This window comes from Streptomyces sp. CA-251247 (assembly GCF_050952975.1).
Taxonomy (GTDB): Bacteria; Actinomycetota; Actinomycetes; order Streptomycetales; family Streptomycetaceae; genus Streptomyces; species Streptomyces achmelvichensis.
In genome coordinates this window covers 788625-806992 of sequence record NZ_CP191861.1, presented here as the reverse complement: position 1 = coordinate 806992, position 18368 = coordinate 788625, and the positions used below count along the sequence as shown (strand labels likewise).

At 70.6% G+C, this 18368-nt stretch carries 16 protein-coding genes; 10 read left to right on the top strand and 6 right to left on the bottom strand.

Going from position 1 to position 18368, the window contains the following annotated elements:
- Positions 1 to 47 precede the first annotated feature (47 nt).
- Together ACQPWZ_RS03425 and ACQPWZ_RS03420 are read left to right on the top strand one after the other, a co-directional pair.
- Positions 48 to 1040, top strand: a complete 993-nt coding sequence (locus ACQPWZ_RS03425) for an ATP-binding cassette domain-containing protein (protein WP_433570574.1) — start codon at positions 48 to 50, stop codon at positions 1038 to 1040.
- A complete protein-coding gene (locus tag ACQPWZ_RS03420; protein WP_356706536.1) occupies positions 1037 to 1828 on the top strand; it encodes an ABC transporter permease in 792 nt (263 codons plus the stop codon). Before ACQPWZ_RS03425 ends, ACQPWZ_RS03420 begins: the two co-directional genes overlap by 4 nt.
- Here the strand turns inward: ACQPWZ_RS03420 and ACQPWZ_RS03415 are convergent.
- Together ACQPWZ_RS03415 and ACQPWZ_RS03410 are read right to left on the bottom strand one after the other, a co-directional pair.
- Complete coding sequence (locus ACQPWZ_RS03415; RefSeq protein WP_433570573.1) at positions 1809 to 4961, bottom strand: ATP-binding protein; 3153 nt, start codon at positions 4959 to 4961, stop codon at positions 1809 to 1811. The two genes, ACQPWZ_RS03420 and ACQPWZ_RS03415, sit on opposite strands and share 20 nt — an antisense overlap.
- Positions 4962 to 5095: 134 nt before the next feature.
- Positions 5096 to 5809, bottom strand: coding sequence for a serine hydrolase (locus ACQPWZ_RS03410; protein WP_383244137.1), 714 nt, complete (start codon positions 5807 to 5809; stop codon positions 5096 to 5098).
- Positions 5810 to 6325: 516 nt separating this feature from the next.
- Between ACQPWZ_RS03410 and ACQPWZ_RS03405 the strand changes: the two genes are divergently transcribed.
- Entirely contained in the window at positions 6326 to 6907 is a 582-nt protein-coding gene (locus tag ACQPWZ_RS03405) for a sigma-70 family RNA polymerase sigma factor (RefSeq protein WP_433570572.1), read from the top strand.
- 102 nt (positions 6908 to 7009) lie between these two features.
- Here ACQPWZ_RS03405 and ACQPWZ_RS03400 read toward each other — a convergent pair whose 3' ends face one another.
- Positions 7010 to 9283 carry an ATP-binding protein gene (locus ACQPWZ_RS03400; RefSeq protein WP_433570571.1) on the bottom strand — a complete coding sequence of 758 codons (2274 nt, stop codon included), beginning with the start codon at positions 9281 to 9283 and terminating at the stop codon, positions 7010 to 7012.
- 649 nt (positions 9284 to 9932) lie between these two features.
- Here ACQPWZ_RS03400 and ACQPWZ_RS03395 point away from each other — a divergent pair.
- The 3 genes from ACQPWZ_RS03395 to ACQPWZ_RS03385 all read left to right on the top strand — a co-directional run bounded on the left by ACQPWZ_RS03395 (position 9933) and on the right by ACQPWZ_RS03385 (position 12878).
- Complete coding sequence (locus tag ACQPWZ_RS03395; RefSeq protein ID WP_313947991.1) at positions 9933 to 10289, top strand: ArsR/SmtB family transcription factor; 357 nt, start codon at positions 9933 to 9935, stop codon at positions 10287 to 10289.
- Positions 10286 to 10543 (top strand): hypothetical protein, encoded by a 258-nt coding sequence (locus tag ACQPWZ_RS03390; protein WP_340471624.1) that lies wholly within the window; start codon positions 10286 to 10288, stop codon positions 10541 to 10543. Before ACQPWZ_RS03395 ends, ACQPWZ_RS03390 begins: the two co-directional genes overlap by 4 nt.
- A gap of 220 nt (positions 10544 to 10763) precedes the next feature.
- The gene (locus ACQPWZ_RS03385) at positions 10764 to 12878 is read left to right on the top strand and encodes an MMPL family transporter (protein WP_433570570.1); all 2115 of its coding nucleotides are present in this window, start codon (positions 10764 to 10766) and stop codon (positions 12876 to 12878) included.
- A 118-nt stretch (positions 12879 to 12996) separates the two neighbouring features.
- Here the strand turns inward: ACQPWZ_RS03385 and ACQPWZ_RS03380 are convergent, their stop codons facing one another.
- Positions 12997 to 13563 (bottom strand): hypothetical protein, encoded by a 567-nt coding sequence (locus tag ACQPWZ_RS03380; RefSeq protein WP_433570569.1) that lies wholly within the window; start codon positions 13561 to 13563, stop codon positions 12997 to 12999.
- A 316-nt stretch (positions 13564 to 13879) separates the two neighbouring features.
- On the opposite strand from ACQPWZ_RS03380, the gene ACQPWZ_RS03375 reads away from it, so the two are divergent.
- Complete coding sequence (locus tag ACQPWZ_RS03375) at positions 13880 to 14398, top strand: hypothetical protein (protein WP_433570568.1); 519 nt, start codon at positions 13880 to 13882, stop codon at positions 14396 to 14398.
- Positions 14399 to 14440: 42 nt separating this feature from the next.
- On the opposite strand, the gene ACQPWZ_RS03370 is transcribed toward ACQPWZ_RS03375, so the two are convergent.
- Positions 14441 to 15430, bottom strand: coding sequence for a hypothetical protein (locus ACQPWZ_RS03370; RefSeq protein WP_340471620.1), 990 nt, complete (start codon positions 15428 to 15430; stop codon positions 14441 to 14443).
- Between the two features lie 267 nt (positions 15431 to 15697).
- Here ACQPWZ_RS03370 and ACQPWZ_RS03365 point away from each other — a divergent pair, with 267 nt between their 5' ends.
- The 3 genes from ACQPWZ_RS03365 to ACQPWZ_RS03355 all read left to right on the top strand — a co-directional run bounded on the left by ACQPWZ_RS03365 (position 15698) and on the right by ACQPWZ_RS03355 (position 17816).
- Positions 15698 to 16141, top strand: coding sequence for a MarR family winged helix-turn-helix transcriptional regulator (locus ACQPWZ_RS03365; RefSeq protein ID WP_433570567.1), 444 nt, complete (start codon positions 15698 to 15700; stop codon positions 16139 to 16141).
- Positions 16142 to 16244: 103 nt separating this feature from the next.
- Complete coding sequence (locus ACQPWZ_RS03360) at positions 16245 to 17069, top strand: DUF427 domain-containing protein (protein WP_340471618.1); 825 nt, start codon at positions 16245 to 16247, stop codon at positions 17067 to 17069.
- A gap of 93 nt (positions 17070 to 17162) precedes the next feature.
- The gene (locus tag ACQPWZ_RS03355) at positions 17163 to 17816 is read left to right on the top strand and encodes a class I SAM-dependent methyltransferase (RefSeq protein WP_340471617.1); all 654 of its coding nucleotides are present in this window, start codon (positions 17163 to 17165) and stop codon (positions 17814 to 17816) included.
- A 55-nt stretch (positions 17817 to 17871) separates the two neighbouring features.
- Here ACQPWZ_RS03355 and ACQPWZ_RS03350 read toward each other — a convergent pair whose 3' ends face one another.
- Complete coding sequence (locus tag ACQPWZ_RS03350; protein WP_340471616.1) at positions 17872 to 18267, bottom strand: VOC family protein; 396 nt, start codon at positions 18265 to 18267, stop codon at positions 17872 to 17874.
- Between the last annotated feature and the right edge of the window lie 101 nt (positions 18268 to 18368).

The window sequence follows — 18368 nt, the reverse complement described above, 5'->3', positions numbered from 1 at the left end:
ACCGCGCTGAAACCGTGCTGAACCCGCTCTGCCGCAAGCTCTGCGGCATGACATCGACATCGAACGGACTCGCCATCGCAGCCAAGGGGCTGCACAAGGCCTTCGGCGAGAAGAAGGTCCTCGACGGCATCGACCTGGCCGTGCCGCAGGGCACGATCTTCTCCCTCCTGGGCCCGAACGGCGCCGGCAAGACCACCGCCGTGAAGATCCTCTCCACGCTCATCGCGGCCGACAGCGGCGAACTGCACGTCGGCGGCCACGATCTGGCTGCCGAGCCGCAGGCGGTGCGGGCCGCGATCGGTGTCACCGGGCAGTTCTCCGCTGTCGACGGTCTGATCACCGGCGAGGAGAACATGCTCCTGATGGCGGACCTGCACCACCTCTCCCGCACCGAAGGACGGCGTACCGCAGCCGAGTTGCTGGAGCGATTCGACCTCACGGACGCGGCGAAGAAGCCCGCATCCACCTACTCCGGTGGCATGAAGCGCCGGCTCGACATCGCCATGACGCTGGTCGGTGACCCGCGGATCATCTTTCTGGACGAGCCGACCACCGGACTCGACCCGCGGGCCCGGCACAACATGTGGGGCATCATCCGTGAGTTGGTCTCCGGCGGCGTCACCGTCTTCCTCACCACGCAGTATCTGGAAGAGGCGGACGAACTCGCCGACCGCATCGCCGTCCTGAGCGACGGGAGGCTCGTCGCCGAAGGGAGCGCCGACGAGCTGAAGCGGCGCATCCCGGGCGGGCACGTCCGGATCCGCTTCACCGATCCGACTGCCTATCAGGCGGCCGCCGTCGCCCTGCGCGAGGTCACCCGCGACGACGAGTCGCTGTCGTTGCAGATCCCGAGCGACGGCAGCCAGCGTGAGCTGCGCTCGATTCTCGACTGGCTGGACTCCGCCGGAGTCGAGGCGGACGAGCTGACCGTGCACACCCCCGACCTCGACGACGTGTTCTTCGCCCTGACCGGCCCCACCGCCGGCCCCTCTGCCGGCTCCACCGCCGTCCCCAACCAGTCCAAGGAGACCGTCCGATGAGCGCCCTCTCTCTCGCCGTCCGTGACTCGAACACGATGCTGCGGCGCAACCTGCTCCACGCCCGGCGCTATCCGTCGCTGACCCTGAACCTGCTGCTCACGCCGGTCATGCTGCTGCTGCTGTTCGTCTACATCTTCGGCGAGGTGATGAGCGCGGGCATCGGCGGCGGCGGAGCCGACAGATCCGAGTACATCGCCTATGTCGTCCCGGGCATCCTGCTGATGACCATCGGCAGCACGGTCATCGGGGCGGCGGTGTCCGTCTCCACGGACATGTCCGAGGGGATCATCGCCCGCTTCCGCACGATGGCGATCCACCGGGGCTCGGTGCTGATCGGACATGTTGTCGGCAGCGTCCTGCAGTCGGTTGCCAGTGTGGTCCTCGTCGGCGCCGTGGCGGTGGCCATCGGCTTCCGCTCCACCGACGCCACCGCCCTGGAGTGGCTCGCGGCATTCGGACTGCTCGTGCTCTTCGCCCTGGCGCTCACCTGGATCGCCGTCGGGATGGGTATGGCCAGCCCGAACGCCGAGGCCGCCAGCAACAGCGCGATGCCGCTGATCCTGCTCCCGCTCATCTCCAGCGCGTTCACGCCGATCGACGCGATGCCGGGCTGGTTCCAGCCCATCGCCGAGTACCAGCCCTTCACCCCGGCCATCGAGACCCTGCGCGGTCTGCTGCTCGGCACCGAGATCGGCCACAACGGGTGGCTCGCCATCGCCTGGTCCATCGGCCTGGCCGCGCTCGGCTACCGCTGGTCGACCGCGTCGTTCAACCGCGACCCGAGATGAGCTCGCGGGCTGCTTCCCGCAGCTCGTCCCGCTCCAGGGCGGCGTACTCCGACACCGCGTCGGCGTACGCCGCCCCGGCGGCGTTCCCGGCGGCTTCGACCGCCTGCCGGGCCCGGGCCGCCGACATGCTCGGGAACTCACGGAACACCCGCAGTTGTTCGGCCAGCGCGATCATCCGTACGGCATCGGCATCGGCATCGGCATCGGCATCGCCGGAGGCGAGTCCCGCCATGCCAAGGGCATGCAGCACCGTCCCGAACAGAACGAGCTCCATGGGTGAGCCCGACGGACCGGCGAGCAGAGTCCGCAGCCCTCGGCGCAGCCGGCCGAGCGGCTCCGCGACCATCTCGAGACGGGCGGCGTGCGCATGCGCCGTCACCGCCGCCGACTGGATCTGCACCGCCCACGGGTCCAGCCAGAGGTCGCCGCTGTGCGTCGAGGAGGCCCCGGGCATCCGGTCCACGGCGGCGCGCCACAGGTCGAGCCCGACCTCCGTCAGTCCCCGGGCGAGCGCGATCTCGGCTCGCCCGCCGAGGCCGGGCCGGTAGAAGGCGTCCAGCTCAGGGGTGTTGTCGTTCTCCGTCTGCCGCAGCCAGTAGTCGGCCTCGTCGGGGTCCCCGCGCTGCAGGCAGGCGAGGACGAGACTCGTACGGATGAAGACGTAGTCGTGCCCGTCGCCGAGCCGCGGCACGACCTCGAGCGCCGCCTTGAGGTGCTCGTACGCCTCCTCGCCCCGCCCCGTCCGCAAGCACAGCTCGCTCAGCCGGGAGTGCCCCATGAGCTGCATGGACGGATTGTCGGCCGAAGCCAGCTCCGCGAGTATCCGGCGGGCCGAGGCGAGCGCGCGGTCGATGTCGTGCCCGAACTCCCAGACATAGGTGGCGATGCATTCGGCGACACCGGCGACCAGCGGCTGCTCGTCGTCGCAGAGCCCTCGCAGCACGTCGTAGTCGGGCGGAAGCATCTCGGGTATCGCGCTCAGCACGACCGCGATGGCGCGCAGCAGCGTGTCCGGCGGGGCCGGGGGCAGCCGCCTGAGGGTGACCAGCTGGCGTACGGCGGCCGGGCCGTGCCCCATGAACAGGGCCGCCGTGCACAACACCGCAGCGGCGCGGGCGACTTCGACATCTTCGGGCTCGGGGTAGTAGTGCGAGAGCGGCGGGCCGGTGTCCGCGGCGAGGGCGGAGAGGCGGTGGAAGCTGGAGTCGGTGGACCACAGGGCGGCGAGGACGGCGGTGAGGGCGGCGATGGTGGGGCGGTCCGTACGGTCCAGGGCGTGCCGCAGGGCCGGCACGAGGTTGTCCTGCTCGTCCCTGATCCGCTCCCAGGCGGCCCGCGGTTCCGCGCCGAAGAACCAGTCGTGGTAGGCGACCCCGAAGTCCCGTGCCCAGGCGAGGAATCGGCTGACGGCCTCCTCGTCCTCGCCCGCCTCCGCGCGCCGGGCCGCGCTGAACTCCCGTACGGTCTCCAGCATCCGGAACCGCACCCCGGCCGGGGTGTCGGCGACGGTGATCAGCGACTGGTCGGCCAGCTGCTCCAGCAGAAACAGCGCGTCATCGCCGAGCACATGCTCCGCCGCCTCGCCCGAGCAGCCGCCGGGGAAGACGGACAGCGTGCGCAGCGCCGCCCTTGCGTCCTCGGCGAGAAGGTTCCAGCTCCACTCCACGACCGCGTGCAGCGTGCGGTGACGCTCCGGCACGTCCCGCGCACCGCCGCGCAGTAGCGCGAACCGGTCGCCGAGGCGCCGGGCGATCTCCGGAACCGACAGGACCCGCACCCGTGCCGCGGCCAGCTCGACGGCGAGCGGTAGCCCGTCGAGATGGCCGCACAGCTCGGCCACCGCGTCCGGCGGCAGCTGCACCCCGCTCCTGGCGGCCCGGGCCCGCTGTGTGAACAGCTCGGCCGAGGTGTCGGGCCCGAGCTCCGGCAGTGCGTACACCGCCTCCGATGTGAGCCCCAGCGGGGCCCGGCTGGTGGCGAGCACCCGCACGTCGTCGGAGGAGGAGACCAGGGTCCGTACGAGGGCCGCTGCGCCCCGGACGACCTGCTCGCAGTTGTCGAGGACCAGCAGCGCGGGCCCGGAGCCCAGCGCGCCGAGGATGCCGGGCACCGGATCGGCGGGGGAGTGGCCGCTGATGGCGGCATGCCGCCCGTCGCCCGCGCCGAGCGCGGATGCCACCTCCGCGGCCACGTCCTCGTCCGCCGTGACACCGGCGAGCGGCACGAAATACACCACGCGCTGCTCGGCCCGGCGGCTGACGGCGTGCGCGAGCCGGGTCTTGCCGAGGCCGCCGGGGCCGACGACGGTGACGGCGCGGGAGAGGCGCAGCAGCCGCTCCACCGCCGCGATGTCCTCGTCCCTGCCGAGGAGCGGATTCGGCTCGTGGGGCACGCCGTGCCTGACCACCGGCGCCTCGCCGCGCAGCAGCTCCTGCTGGACGGCCTTGAGCCCGGCGCCCGGATCCGTGCCGAGCTCGTCGCGCAGCTCGCGGCGGTACGCCTCGTACCGCGTGAGCGCGGCGGACGGGCCCGCCTTCGCCGCTTCGCCGCGCAGCAGCTCGGCGAGCAGCTCCTCGTCGCGCGGATGCTCCGCGGCGGCAAGGGCCAGCGGACCCGCCGCCTCCGCGTGCCGGCCCAGCCGGGCGAGCGCGAGCGCCTGCGCGCGTATGAGCGCGCCGCGGACGGGAGCGCGCTCGGAGCGCAACGCGGCCACGGGGTCGTCGGTGTCGCCGGCCTCGTCGGGGGTGCCGCGCCACAGCGCGAGCCCGGCTTCTGCCGCGGCCAGCGATCCGGCGTGGTCCCCGGCCCTGGCCCGGTCCGCGCCCGCGGCGGCGTGCAACAGCAGGGCGGAACTGTCGACCTGATCCTCGGCCAGGGCGAGCCGGTATCCGGTCGGCGTGCTCGCCAGGACGTCGGCGCCCAGCTGCGTCCGCGCCCTCGACACGAGGACCTGCACCGCCTTCCCCGGCCGCTCCGGCAATTCGGCCGGCCACAGCCCCGCCACCAGCCGCTCGGTGCTGCATCCCGTACGCAGGTCGCCCGCGAGCAGCGCGAGCAGGCCGCGGAGCCGGGGCGCTGTGACCTCCTGTCCGCGATAGGCGACACGCGGCAGCAGGGTCAGGTCGGTGGTCACCGGTGCAGACTAGCCAACGCCCCTACCGACCGGATTCCGCCTGCCCGAAGTGACGGCGGGCCACCAGTGCGCGGCCGGCCCCCTGTTGGCGGCGAGGCAGCGGCCGCCGCGATGTCACGGAAACCACCTGGGCGCTACCGTCCGCGCACCGTGGCGATCGCCTCCTTCGCCGTCTTCTCGACCAGCGAGATCCCGGACTCCATCGACGCATGGCCGTCGGAGAGCACGGCGATCAGATATCTGCGTCCGTCGATCGTCACGCGTCCCACGCTGTTGATGTCCCACAAGCCGGTCTTGGTGCGCGGAAGCCAGCCGTTCTTCAGAGCCCAGCCGGAACCTGCCGCGGCCGACACGCCCCAGTCCTGTTCCGCCTCTGTCCGGCTCATCAGCCTCTGGATATACGCACGAGAGGGTTGGCTCAGCTCCGGAGGCGTACGGGAGGAGGCCGCCGCCGAGTCCTCCGCGAACGCCGCCCGCAACAGGATGAGCTGGTCCTCCGCCGTGGTCTGGGTGAGACCCCAGTGCATTCCCTTGCCGCCCTTGGTCGACGTCAGGCCCAGGCGCTTGTTCGCCGCGTCCAGGCCCTCGGCGCGGCCGATCTTCCGCCACAGGGCATCCGCCGAGTCGTTGTCACTGTGCTCGATCATCGCGGTCGCGTACGTGTGCTCCCGTATGGTCAGTTTCCGGTCCTCGTCCTGAACCTTCAGCAGCAGCGCCGCGAGAATGTTGACCTTGACCACGCTCGCGGTGTCGTACGTGGAGCCGTCGCCGTACACCTCGACGCCCCAGTCGTCGCCGTCCAGCGCGGCCACGCCGACGGACATCCGCGCCTTCGCGACGGGCAACACGGACGCGGGATTCGGGGCCCCCGCTACGGGGGCTGCAGGTGGGTCTGCGGGCAAGGGGGCGGCCGTGCAGGCGGCCCCCAGAAGGACGGTGCCGGCGAGCAACACCCAACGCCGTCTGAATCTCTGATAATGCGTTTTCATGCTTAATGCGTCGCACCATTGCGGGGCGTCGGCCCGGGTCGGCACTCTTATGGGCGCGAGAAAGCACCCGTTGGGCTCAGCGACTCGCCGACAGGCGCTCTCCGGTTCCCCGGGCGACGTGGTGTATCGCCCTCCTGCCCGGCGCTGAGATGTGCCGGGAGCCGGCCGGGCACGTGATTGCGTAACGCCTCATTTCGTCACGCCCCTTCGCACGGCCCGGAACCGTGTCCTGGCGACACGGCATCACCCCTGGTCAGCGACGTTCCGTGGGCACCTCCGTGTCACGCAACCAACCGTGCGGTGATGCCCCATGTGTGCGCGTACCCGTCGATCGCATGCTGTGCGCATCGCCGATCGGGAGGAGACAGGGAAGCCATGGGGGTCATCGCGATGGAATGTGCGGCGCCGGGGAGCTGGAAGGTCATGGGGTCCGCAGGAGCCTCCTGCGAGCGGGAGAGAACTCTGCGGACGCTCTACGACGAGCACGCGGCGGTGCTGCTCCGGTTCGTCATCCGCCTGGTCGGTGGGGACCGGCAGCAGGCGGAGGACATCGTGCAGGAGACCCTGCTGCGCGCGTGGGACAAGGAGGTGTTCGACGGCACGCGGCCCGTACGGCCCTGGCTGTACACGGTGGCCCGCCGGCTCGCGATCGAGACCTATCGAAGGCGCAAGGCGCGCCCCGAGGAAGTGGACGGCAACGGACTGGACGAGCACGTCGTGGCCGAGGCGGACCACATCGACGCCATGCTCTGCTCGGTGGTCCTCACCGATGCCCTGGACGCGCTGTCGGAGCGGCATCGCGAGGTGCTGCGGGAGACGTACTTCCGGCAGCGGACGGTCCACGAGGCCGCCGCGACGCTCGGCATTCCGCCGGGCACCGTCAAATCGCGCATCTACTACGCTCTGCGGGCCCTGCGGGTGGCGCTCGACGAGCGGGACGTGCGCATCAGGCGCTGAGGGACCGCTGCCCGGCTGGGCGGAGCGCTCCGGAACCGGCCCGCGAGAAGACCGGCCCCGGGACCGTCGGCAGATCGGCCCCGGAGCACCCCTGGGCGGATCTCAGCCCCGGGCGGAGTCCGGGGCCCCGGCACCCAGATGACGCGTGGCCCACGCGGCCAGTTGGGCACGCGACCGCAGGTCCAGACGGGCGCGGATGTTCTCCAGATGCGATTCCACCGTCCGTTGGGACACATGGATCCGCTGGGCGAGTTCACGGTTCGTCAGCCCCACCGCCACGAGCCGGGCGATCTCGCGCTCGCGGTCGGTCAGCGGCAGGGGGCCGTCGCCACGCTCCTGCCAGACGTCGTGCACCGCGTAGTCGAGGGCCTGAGGCAGACTCAGCGCACGTCCCTCCCGCTCGGCCTCCCGCGCGCCGGCCGGTGAGAGGCGGGCGCGGGCCTCGGCCAGGGCCTGCCGCAGCTCACGTTCCGTGGCCGGGTCGCTGTGCAGACGACGGGCCCGCCGCAGAGCCGATGCCACCGCACCGAGTCGCAGCGCGCGGCGGGGCTGCTCGCGCTGGGAAGCCGCCACCGCGAGGCTCTCCAGCGTGAGCACGCCGGTGACCGGGAGGATTCCGGAGTCGGCCGAGACCAGATAGGCCCGGAGTCCTTGGCGGAGATGCTGCTCCGCGGCCTTCGCGTCCTCGCGCGCCAGCGCGTGGGCGCCCGCCGTGTGCAGCCACTCCGGGGGCAGCGGGTGCGGGGAGTGCCTGCGGTAGAGAGGCAGACAGCTCTCCATCAGCTCGCCTGCCCGGTCCGTGTTGCCGCACTGCAGTGCCGTCCAGGCCAGATTGTGCAGACACACGGCGGTGTCCAGGGGGCGGCCGAGTGGCTCCACGATCTCCAGGCACCGCGCCGATGCGGCATAGGCGTCCGCGTTCCGGTCGCAGGACAGATGGACCCGGGCCAGCGTGCTCAGAGCCCGGACGAGCGGGATGGGGTGCCCCGACCCGAGGGCGATCCGGGTCGCCTCGGTCACCAGGGCCATGGCTTCCGGGTGATCTCCCTGACCCGCGGCCAGCGCGGCCGCCTGTTCGAGTGCCGCGGCCCGGGCCGGGTGCGCCGGGCCGGTGCTCTCCAGCGCGGTCCGCAGCAGCGCGCGGCCCTCGGCGGCCTGTCCATGGTGCCGCCAGCACCGGCCGAGGGCGGCAGCGAGCGGCAGATGACGGCTGTCGCCGACGCGTGCCGCCCAGTCCACGGTCGCGGTGAGGTTGGCGCGCTCGACGTCGAGCGGTTCGAGCTCCTCGTAGCAGTGCAGCATGTCGTCACCGACGATCGGTTCGGCGAGCCGCAGCAGATGGCTCGCCAGCCGGTCGAACGTGGCGTCCGTTTCGTCGGCCGTGTCCAGCCGTTCGCGTCCGTACATCCGGATGGACTCCAGCTGTCGGAAACGGTTCGCCGCCGACGCTCGTTGCGGCACGATCAGTGAGCGCGCTTCCAGATCGGCCAGCAGGTCGATCATGTCTTCCGCCAGGACGGTCCGCCCGTCGGCGCACGCGGCTGTCGCGGTGCTCAGGCCGAACCCGCCGACCAGCACCGACAGCCGCCGCATCGCCGCCTGTTCGTGCGCCTCCAGGAGGTCGTGGCTCCACTCGATGGTGGTTCGCAGGTCCCGGTGCCGGTCCGCCGCGGTCCGTGAGCCACGGGTGAGCAGACGGAAACGGTCGTCCAGACGGGAGTTGATCTCTGCCACTGTCAGCAACCGCACGCGCCGGGCCGCCAGCTCGATGGCCAGGGGTATGCCGTCCAGGCGGGTGCACAGGGCGGCCACGTCGTCCACGTTCTCGTCGGTGAGCTGGAAGTCGGGGGCGGCGGCGCGTGCTCGCTCCACGAACAGCCGTACGGCGGCCGAGGTGAGCAGGTGGGTACGCGTGAGGTTCTGGCGGGAGCCCGGCAGCGGCAGTTCGCCGACCCGTACGACGGTCTCACCGGGGACGTCCAGCGGTTCCCGGCTCGTCGTCAGCACCCGCAAGTGCGGGCAGCGGCTCAGCAGCGCCTCGGTCAGCCGAGCCGCCGGCAGGACGAGGTGTTCACAGTTGTCGAGGAGCAGCACGGCACGGTGCGGGGCGAGCGTGTCGGTGACCGTGTCGAGTATGGGTCTGCCGACCTCCTCGGAGATGCCCAGGCAGTCCGCGACGCTCTGGACGAGCAGCGCGCCGTCGGTGAGTGCGGCGAGTTCGACGAGCCACACGCCGTCCGGGAAGCGGGGCTGCATCCGCAGGCCCAGTTCCACGGCCAGTCGCGTCTTGCCGGCGCCGCCGGGGCCGGTGAGCGTCACCAGCCGGTGGCGGGTCAACAAGGCCTGAAGTTCGGCCAGTTCGGTATCGCGACCCACGAAACTGTCGAGTGGAAGGGGCAGTCGGCCCACTGTCCCGGCTGCGTGTGCGGCGGTGTGGGCCCGATCGGACGACCCTGTTCGTTGCGTGTCTGTTCCTACGCCTGCGGGCTCCGGTGAGGACTCCTGCTGCGGTGGTGGCGAAGGCGCCGAGGCGGCGTTCTTGTTCCGGTCCGCGGACGCCCGTTGCCGATAGGCGCGTTGCCGGCAGGCGCTGGAGCAGTATCTGGCAGGGCGGCCCACACGACCGCCGGCCTTGGTGGGCCCGACGTCCAAGCCCACTCCACAGATGGCGCAGTGACCGGTCGCGGACGGCACGGGCCCCTACTCTCCGTCAGGCGCTGTGTCGGACTGCAGGCACCGTTTCCAGCATCAACGCCCTTGCATTGGCTCATGGTTGTTCGAGCCGTCACTCTAGCGGGGGCGGGTCATGAGCGTAACGGCGCCTGCCGCGGCCCGGGCGGCGAGCCCGCGCCCGGCCGTCCCTCGACCGGGTCGGACCTCACCGCGACACACCGCGCTTCCGGCCCGCACCCGGAGTCGCCCCTGACCGTTCCCCTAGGTTTCCCTGATATGTGTCAGCTTCCTTTGACAGGTGTTCGAGAGGGGTGTCAGCTTTGAGTGACAGGTACGCAGGAGGGGAGCCCCGATGACCGGAGTCCCGGACCCGCAGCCGAGCGGGGACGAACTGCTGAAGATCCTCGGGGCGCTCGGAAATCCGCATCGCATGCGGATCATCGCCGCCCTCGTCGACGGAGGCCGTAACTACGTCAGCCGCCTCGCCCGGGAACTCGGCATCGGTCGCCCGCTCCTGCACATGCACCTGCAACGACTGGAGGCGGCGGGGCTCGTCACCGGCGAGCTGGAGCTGTCGGAGGGCGGAAAGGCCATGAAGTACTTCGAGGTCACGCCCTTCTGTTACGCACTGACCCCCGAGACCGTCGCCGAGGCGGCGCGGACGATCACCGAGGAAGCGAGAGAGACCGTGAAGGAGACTGCGCGATGAACGGAGCGGACTGGGCGGGAGTGGCCGGCGCCTCCGGTGTCTTCCTGTTTCTCATCGTGGTCGTGTGGCAGATCGCCGCGACCTGGCGGGCCCGCATGCTGGCCTCCCGAGAGCAGCAGTACAAGGAGCTCGCGGCCAAATACGCGCAACTCCTGGAAGACAACGTCGAGTTGCACCGCCGCACCCTCGACGAACTGACGCAGGCCCGCACCTCGATCACGTCGATGGAGAAGATGATGCGCGAGATCGAGTAGCGGTACGCAGGTGCGGTACGGCGGCGCGGCACGTCAGTCGGTACCGCAGCAGTGACACGGCCGGGAGCGGCAACTCCCGGCCGTGCCCATGGAGAACTCGTCCCAGGCACATCCCACCCGTACACCGCGGCAGGTCGGCACACCATCACGCCGCGGTGCGGGTCCTGTGCGCCCCGAGCCGGTCAGCGACCGGCAGCACTCCACACCCAGGAGACTACTCATGAAAGCGCTGTTCAAGCGGGTGGCGACCGCCCCCGGCGGCCGACGCACCAAGTGGCTCGTCCTCGCCGCGTGGCTGATCCTGGCCGTCGCGCTGGGCCCGCTGGCCGGCAAGCTCGGCGACGTCGAGGACACCGGGCCCAATGCCTTCCTGCCGCGCGGAGCCGAATCCGCCCAGGTCAACACCGAGCTGAAGAAGTTCCGTAACGACGCGCTGATGCCCGCCGTCATCGTCTACACCGGCACGGACAGGGCAGCGACCACCGCGAAGGCGACGGCCGACCGCAGTGCCTTCACCCGCCTCGCCGCGTCGGGCGAGCAGGTGCCTGTGCCCCTTCGGTCGCAGGACGGCGACGCACTGATGATCGTCGTTCCCCTCGACACCAAGGGCGAAGTCACCGACGCCGTCAAGGAGTTGCGGGACATCGCCGGCTCCAACGCGCCACCGGGCGTGGACATCGAGGTCGGCGGCCCCGCCGGCTCGCTCGTCGACCAGGTCGCCGTCTTCGACTCACTCGACTCCACCCTGATGATCGCCACCGGTCTCGTCGTCGCCGCCCTCCTGCTGATCACCTACCGCAGTCCTGTCCTGTGGCTCTTCCCGCTGATGTCGGTCGGCTTCGCCGCCGTCCTCACCCAGGTCTGCACGTATCTGCTCGCCAAGCACGCACAACTGCCCGTCGACCCGCAGAGCGCGGGCATCCTGATGGTCCTGGTCTTCGGCGTCGGAACCGACTACGCCCTGCTGCTCATCGCCCGATACCGCGAGGAACTCCACCGCCACGAGGACCGGCACCGGGCGATGACCATCGCGCTGCGCCGTTCCGGTCCGGCGATCCTCGCCTCCGCGGGCACCATCGCGGTCGGACTCGCCTGCCTCTCACTGGCCGACATCAACTCCTCGCGCTCCATGGGGTTGGTCGGAGCCGTCGGAGTGATCTGCGGATTCATCGCGATGATCACGGTTCTCCCGGCGCTGCTGGTGATCGCGGGCCGCTGGGTCTTCTGGCCGTTCGTCCCGCGGTTCGGCACGCCGGCCCGTAAGACCACCACCGTCTGGTCCCGTATCGGGTCCGCCGTCGCCCGGCGTCCGCGCTGGTCCTGGATGATGTCGGTCGCTGTCACCGGCGTCCTCGCGCTCAGCGCCTTCGGCATCAGCATGGGCCTCACGCAGTCCGAGATGTTCCAGGACAAGCCCGAGTCCGTCGTCGCCCAGGAAAGGATCTCCGCGCACTACCCTTCGGGCGCCTCCGACCCGGCGACGATCGTCACCGCCTCGGCCCAGGTGCCCGAGGTGAAGACCGCCGCTGCGGCGGTCGCGGGCGTCGCCCGCGTCGAGGACGGCGATCGCACCGCCGACGGCGAACTGACCACTCTTGCCGTGGTGTTGAAGGACACCCCGGACAGTCGGGCCGCCAAGAACACCATCGACGCCGTACGGGATGCCGTCCACCGCGTGTCCGGCGCCGACGCACTGGTCGGCGGCACCACCGCCCAGACCCTGGACACCCAGCGGGCCGCCGACCGTGACCTGCGGACCGTCATCCCCGTGGTGCTCCTCGTCGTACTCCTCGTCCTGGTCTGGTTGTTGCGTGCCATCGTCGCCGGGCTGCTGCTGCTCGCCACCGTGGTGCTCTCGTACTTCGCGGCGCTCGGCGCCTCGAACCTCGTCTTCGAGCACGTACTCGGCTTCGCCGGGGTCGACTGGTCCATTCCCCTGATGGGCTTCGTGTTCCTCGTCGCCCTCGGCATCGACTACAACATCTTCCTGATGCACCGGGTGAGGGAGGAATCCATCCGTCTCGGCCGCAGCCGCGGCGTACTGGAAGGCCTGACGAGCACCGGAGGCGTCATCACCTCCGCCGGCGTCGTCCTCGCCGCGACGTTCGCGGTCTTCGCGGGACTGCCGCTGGTGACCATGGCGCAGATGGGCGTCATCGTCGGGATCGGGGTTCTGCTCGACACCTTCCTCGTCCGCACGGTCCTGGTGCCGGCGCTGGCCCTCGACCTGGGCCGCTGGTTCTGGTGGCCGGGCCGCCTCTTCCGTGACCCGGACCCGGAGCCCGGGGAGGCCGCCACGCGGCAGGAGGCAGGGCTGACGCCGGAACCTGCCTGAACCCGAGGCAGGGCTGACGCCGGAACCTGCCTGAACCCGAGGCAGGAGAGCCGGCTACCGGGCCGTGGTCCGGTAGCCGGCTCTCTCGTCGGGGCTGCCGATCCATCCCCGCGTCTCGTCAGCGACGGATGTCCTCCACCTCCGCGAAACCGTTCGCCCGGTCCCACCGGAGCTGTGTCAGCCACTCGACGGACCTTCTGGTGAAGGTGAGTTGCTGGGCGTTCCCCGAGGCGGTGACCTTCTCCCAGCCGTCGAAGTTCGCCGTCACCTCGGTGTGCCATGCCGACCGGTTCTTCTCCCCGACCGCGGCGAGAGACTCGGTCGGCGGTTCCCCATCGGCGCAGTAGGGCCCCCAGTCGGCGATGACCGCCACCACACCGTCGAACGCCATGAGCTTCATGCTCCCGCACGGGTCCGCGGTGGTCCTGTGCACCACATGGGGCTTGCTCCATGCCGTGTCCCCGGGGTCGACGTGCTGCTCCATGAGTCCGCGGCCGGGGCTGTAGTACATGCCGACGCGTCGGCCTCCGTCCATCACGACCTGCTGGTCGAAGGGGGCATGCGACGGGGAGGTGGGAGAGGCCGGGGGGTCTTCCGCGTCTGCCACGGGCTCGCCGCCGCAGCCGGCCACCGCCAGCAGCGCCGCCGCCACACCCACGATGCGCCTACGCCCGCGTGCCCGCATGTACGTCACCTGACCTGCCCTGTCCGAGAGTCTCTGTGCGAAGGGAGCTTGCCCGTCACCTCGCCGGCGACACCGGCGTACGCCACCCGGCCGGGGCCGGGGCGGGGACACATGGTTCGCTTGGCGGAACCGGCAGCACGGGTTCAGTCGTGTACCGGACAGCGACGACGGGAGGTCGACGTTCCTGTTGATGCGGGGGAGCGGGAACTGCCGGTCGTTGTCGTCCGGACGCCGTGCACAGGTGACATGCGATACCTCAGGGGATCACCACATGCGTCGAGTCAGCCGATTCGCAGCGCCGCTCGCGGCCTTGCCCTTGCTCCTGACAGCTACCGCCTGTGCCGAGGAGGACGCGAAGCCACCGTCCCCCGAGGCCAGGCTGTGCGGTGTCACCATGGCGAGTTGGTGGTTCGACGCGACGGGCGCGGGCGATCTGTCGGGACGGCTGCGCGGCGGACTGCCGCTGCCGAAGCCCACGCAGACGGAGCACACCACTGCCACCGCGAGATGCTTGGTGTACTCGGGTGACGAGCAGGTCGGGCGGTTCCTGGCCGAGGTCCCGCCGGCCGACCGGGTCGTCAACGCCGCGGCACAGCTCGCCGAACGACCGGCGGACAGGCGCTTCACCGCTGCCGGAGGCAAGGGTGCCGTGGATCCGGATCAGGACGATGACGGCACGGAAGCCTGGTGGACCTGCAAGAGCGCTCTGCTCCATCTCGAGGTCCTTCGCCCGCGGGATGCCGACAAGCGCATCGAGCTGACCAAGGACCTCGCCGGCCGAGTCGCCGCTGTCGTCGGCTGCCCGGGGCCCGCTCCCGCGCGTGCTTCCGGCTGAGCCGGACCGGCCGTCGCCGGTCCGCCGCGGGTCCGCCACGGGTCAGGCGGCGGCCTTGCGCCGCTGAAGCAGCCGAGGGTGCAGGGCGAGCAGGATCGCGGCGACGCCGCCCCACAGGGTGAGTGTGATGAGAGGGCCCGACATGTGTGCGCCGTTGAAGTAGCTCAGGTCGTTGATGGCACGGACGGCGGCCCCGGGCGGCAGAAGCGCGGAGATGATCCGGGCGGGGGCGGGGAGCAGATCGGCTCCGATGACGGCACCACTGGTCGCATTGCCGACGGTGAGCAGCAGGAGCGTGGTGACCGGGAGTCCGACAGGCCCGAGAGCGGTGCCGAGGAACTTGGTGGTGAAGGCCGCGGCAGCTGCCAAGAGGGTGAGGGTGAGGATCAGCGGAAGCAGCGGGGCCGGAACTGCTCCCAGGACGGGGCCGGAGATGATCGCCGCGACGGTGCCGATGGCCGCGGAGGCGCCCGTCAGCAGCCAGAACCGGTGACGCAGACGGAGGACGCTGACGAGGCCGAGAGCGTTCGAGCCCAGCACGAAACCGGCGAGCGTCACACCGAAGGCCATGTAGAAGCCGGCCAGTCCCCGCGAATCGAAGTGCGCCAGCGGCACGACGTTCTCGGTGGTGACATGTGCGCCCGCGCCGTGGGCGTAGGCGTCGACGAGGCCGCTCACGGCCGAGGTCGTGGACGCTCCGGCCGCCCCGGCGACCTCCAGCCGCAGCTGGTCCGGGCCGTCGGCGCTGAGCACGGCGACGACGTCGTTGTGCACCAGTGCGCTCCGGGCCGCGTCGGCGTCCGTCGCAGCGTGGACCTCGACCGCGTCGCCGAGAGCCTGACGTATCTCGCCCGGCAGGTCGGACCCGGTGACAGCGATGGGGACCTGGTGGGGCTGGGGGTCGCGCTGGAGACCGACGTAGCACGCGATGAACGCCGCCACGACGATCAGTGCGATCACCGTCGGCTGGAGCCATGCCCTCACCGGCGGCCGACGGTTGCCCGAACTGAGCTTGGTCGACGTCTCGGCCACCGCGGGGGGCGTTTGATGACGCTCGGTTACGGATCCGGCGGGAACTGTCATGAAGGGCTCTCTCGTGAGGGTGGAGGAGACATGCGGACGGCAGGCGGAAGCGGCCGCACAGGGAAGATACGAGCATATGCTCCTATCTCTGAAATCGCAAAGGTGGGCGTCCCGTGTGGACCTGCCCGGGGTGCGTGCCTCGCAGCCCCGGACGGGCGGCCTTCCTCCATTAGGTGCATATACTCTTATTGTCTCGGCGAAGCTTCGGAGGAGATCATGGCCGCACAGACCGCCCCCGCCTGCAACAGCATGGCCTTGCGCAAGGCGGCCCGGTATCTCGGTGCGACGTACGACAAGGCCCTCGCCCCGGTCGGCCTTCGCTCCACGCAGTTCAGCATCCTCCAGAAGCTCAGCAACCAGGGCGAGACGACGATCACCCACCTCGCCGACATGATCGCCATGGACCGCACGACCCTGGCCACCAACCTCAAGCCGCTCGCCCGGGAAGGGCTGGTGACCGTCGAGCACTCGGCAGCCGACCGCCGGGCGCGCATCGTCGCGCTCACGCCGGACGGCAATGCCCGTCTGAAGGCAGCGCTACCGCTGTGGCGCGCCGTGCAGGTTCAGTTCGAGGACACCTTCGGCGCGGAGAAGGCCTCCCAGCTGCGCGCCCTGCTCGATGAGGTGCTCGACACGGGCTTCCAGCCCTGGGCCGAGTAACCGACAGGGCCAGGGGCTGTCGTTCGGATCTTGCCGGGCCCGGGAGCGGTCGGGGCGCGACACTGGGTTCCAGGAACAGGTGGCGGACCGAGGAGGCAGACCGATGGCTACGACCAGCGACAGCTCCGATGCCGTGCCGACCGTGCACCGTCGGTCCGAAGCGATCGACAGCGTGGTGTGGGAGCCGAGCGAGCGCTGGGTGCGGGCGACCAAGGGCGAGGTCACGGTCGTGGACAGCCGGCGACCGGTTCTTGTGTGGGAGCCCGGCCGCCCGGTGCCTCTTTACGCCTTTCCGGCCGAGGACGTCCGGACGGATCTGCTGCGCACGGTGGAGCGGCCGGCCAACTCGCGCCGTCATGCGGGTGCGACGGTCTTCTACGACCTCGTGCTCGCCGACCAGTCGGTCAAGGCGGCGGCCTGGACCTATCCCGGCGAGGAGCTGGCCGGACACATCAGCTTCGAATGGTTCGGCCGCGATGTTCTCGACCACTGGTACGAGGAGGACGAGGAGATCTTCGTGCACCCGCGCGACCCGCACAAGCGGGTGGACGCCCTGCCGAGCACTCGTCACGTCCAGGTCGAGATCGAGGGCACGACGGTGGCGGACACGCACACGCCGGTTCTGCTGTTCGAGACCCATCTGCCGGTCCGTTACTACTTCCCGCGGGATGACGTCCGCCTCGACCTGCTCACCCCGACCGATGCTCAGACCCGCTGCCCGTACAAGGGTGTGGCGACGGAGTACTGGTCCTGGGAGGGCGACGCCGACGTACTGCCGGACATCGCCTGGAGCTACCCGGACCCGCTGCGCCCCGTGGAGCTCATCAAGGACCGGGTGGCCTTCTACAACGAGTCGGTGGACATCGTCGTCGACGGAGAACGGCAGGAGCGCCCGGTCACGTTCTTCAGCAAGCGGTCGCGTTCCTGAATCCGCGCAGTCCGTTGCGGCATCGTCGAGGCGCAGGTACGCGGTGGCCGATACGCGCTCATGGCCATCACGCACCCATTACTGTCCTCAGCCATGACCGAGTCGACCTACCTGCACGCCACGCGCGTGGCCTACGACACCGTCGCCGTCGACTACGCCGAGATCGCGCCTCCCGCGTTCGAAGGCGACCTGTACGGCCGCGCGATGATCAGCGCATTCGCCGAACTCACGCGGGGCGCCGACAGCGGGCCCGTCGCTGATCTCGGGTGCGGGCCCGGGCATGTGACGGCGCATCTGCACTCACTCGGGGTGGATGCGTTCGGCATCGACCTGTCGCCGGAGACCGTCGCGGTTGCCCGTCGGATGCACCCGCACCTGACGTTCGACGAAGGGTCGATGACCGACCTGCATCTGGCCGACGGCGCTCTCGGCGGCATCCTCGCCTGGTACTCGATCGTTCACACCCCTCCGGAGCTGTTGCCGGTGGTGTTCGCCGAGTTCCACCGCGTCCTGGCCCCGGGCGGCCATCTGCTGGTCGGCTTCAAGGCTGGTGACAAACACCGCCACTTGGAGAACGCGTACGGTCACGAGCTCTCCCTCGATGTGTACTGGGTGTCTCCCGACCGCATCGCCGAGCTGCTGAGCCGGGCCGGGCTCGAGGTGGACGCCCGGATGATTCGCGAGCCCACCGAGCAGGAGAAGCCCCGGCAGGGCCGACAGGCATACCTCCTGGCTCGGAAGCCCTGAAGCCGGTCGATCCTCGACGGTGATCAGGCCTCGGTGAGGTGAAGCAGGTGTGGCATCAGCCGCCGGAGCCGGCCGCGCCCACGAAGAGGCAGAACGGGTGGCCCACCGGGTCGAGCAGCACCCGGACGTCTTCCTGGGGCTGGAGGTCTGCCAGGGTGGCGCCCAGGGCGCGGGCGTGTGCGACGGCCCAGGGCAGGTCGTCCACCTCGATGTCCAGGTGGATCATCATCTGCTGCCTGTCCGGTGTGGACGGCCACTGTGGGCGCACGAAGTGCGGCTCGGTCTGGAACGACAGGCCGGCGCCGCCTTCGGGTGGCGCGAGCATCACCCAGTCCGGCTGGTCCTCCCGTACCGGCCAGCCCAGCAAGCCCCGGTAGAACGCTGCCAACTCCCGTGCGTCGGGGGCGTCGAGCACCGTTGCGGCGAGTGTGCAGCGCGGTCGTGTCCCCATGGGTTCACGCTACCGGCGACCGCACTCGGAGGATCAGCAGACCTGTCGGCTCCGGGCGGCGTACCGGCGGGTAACGCCGTCGGTGGCGGGCCCGAGCGGCA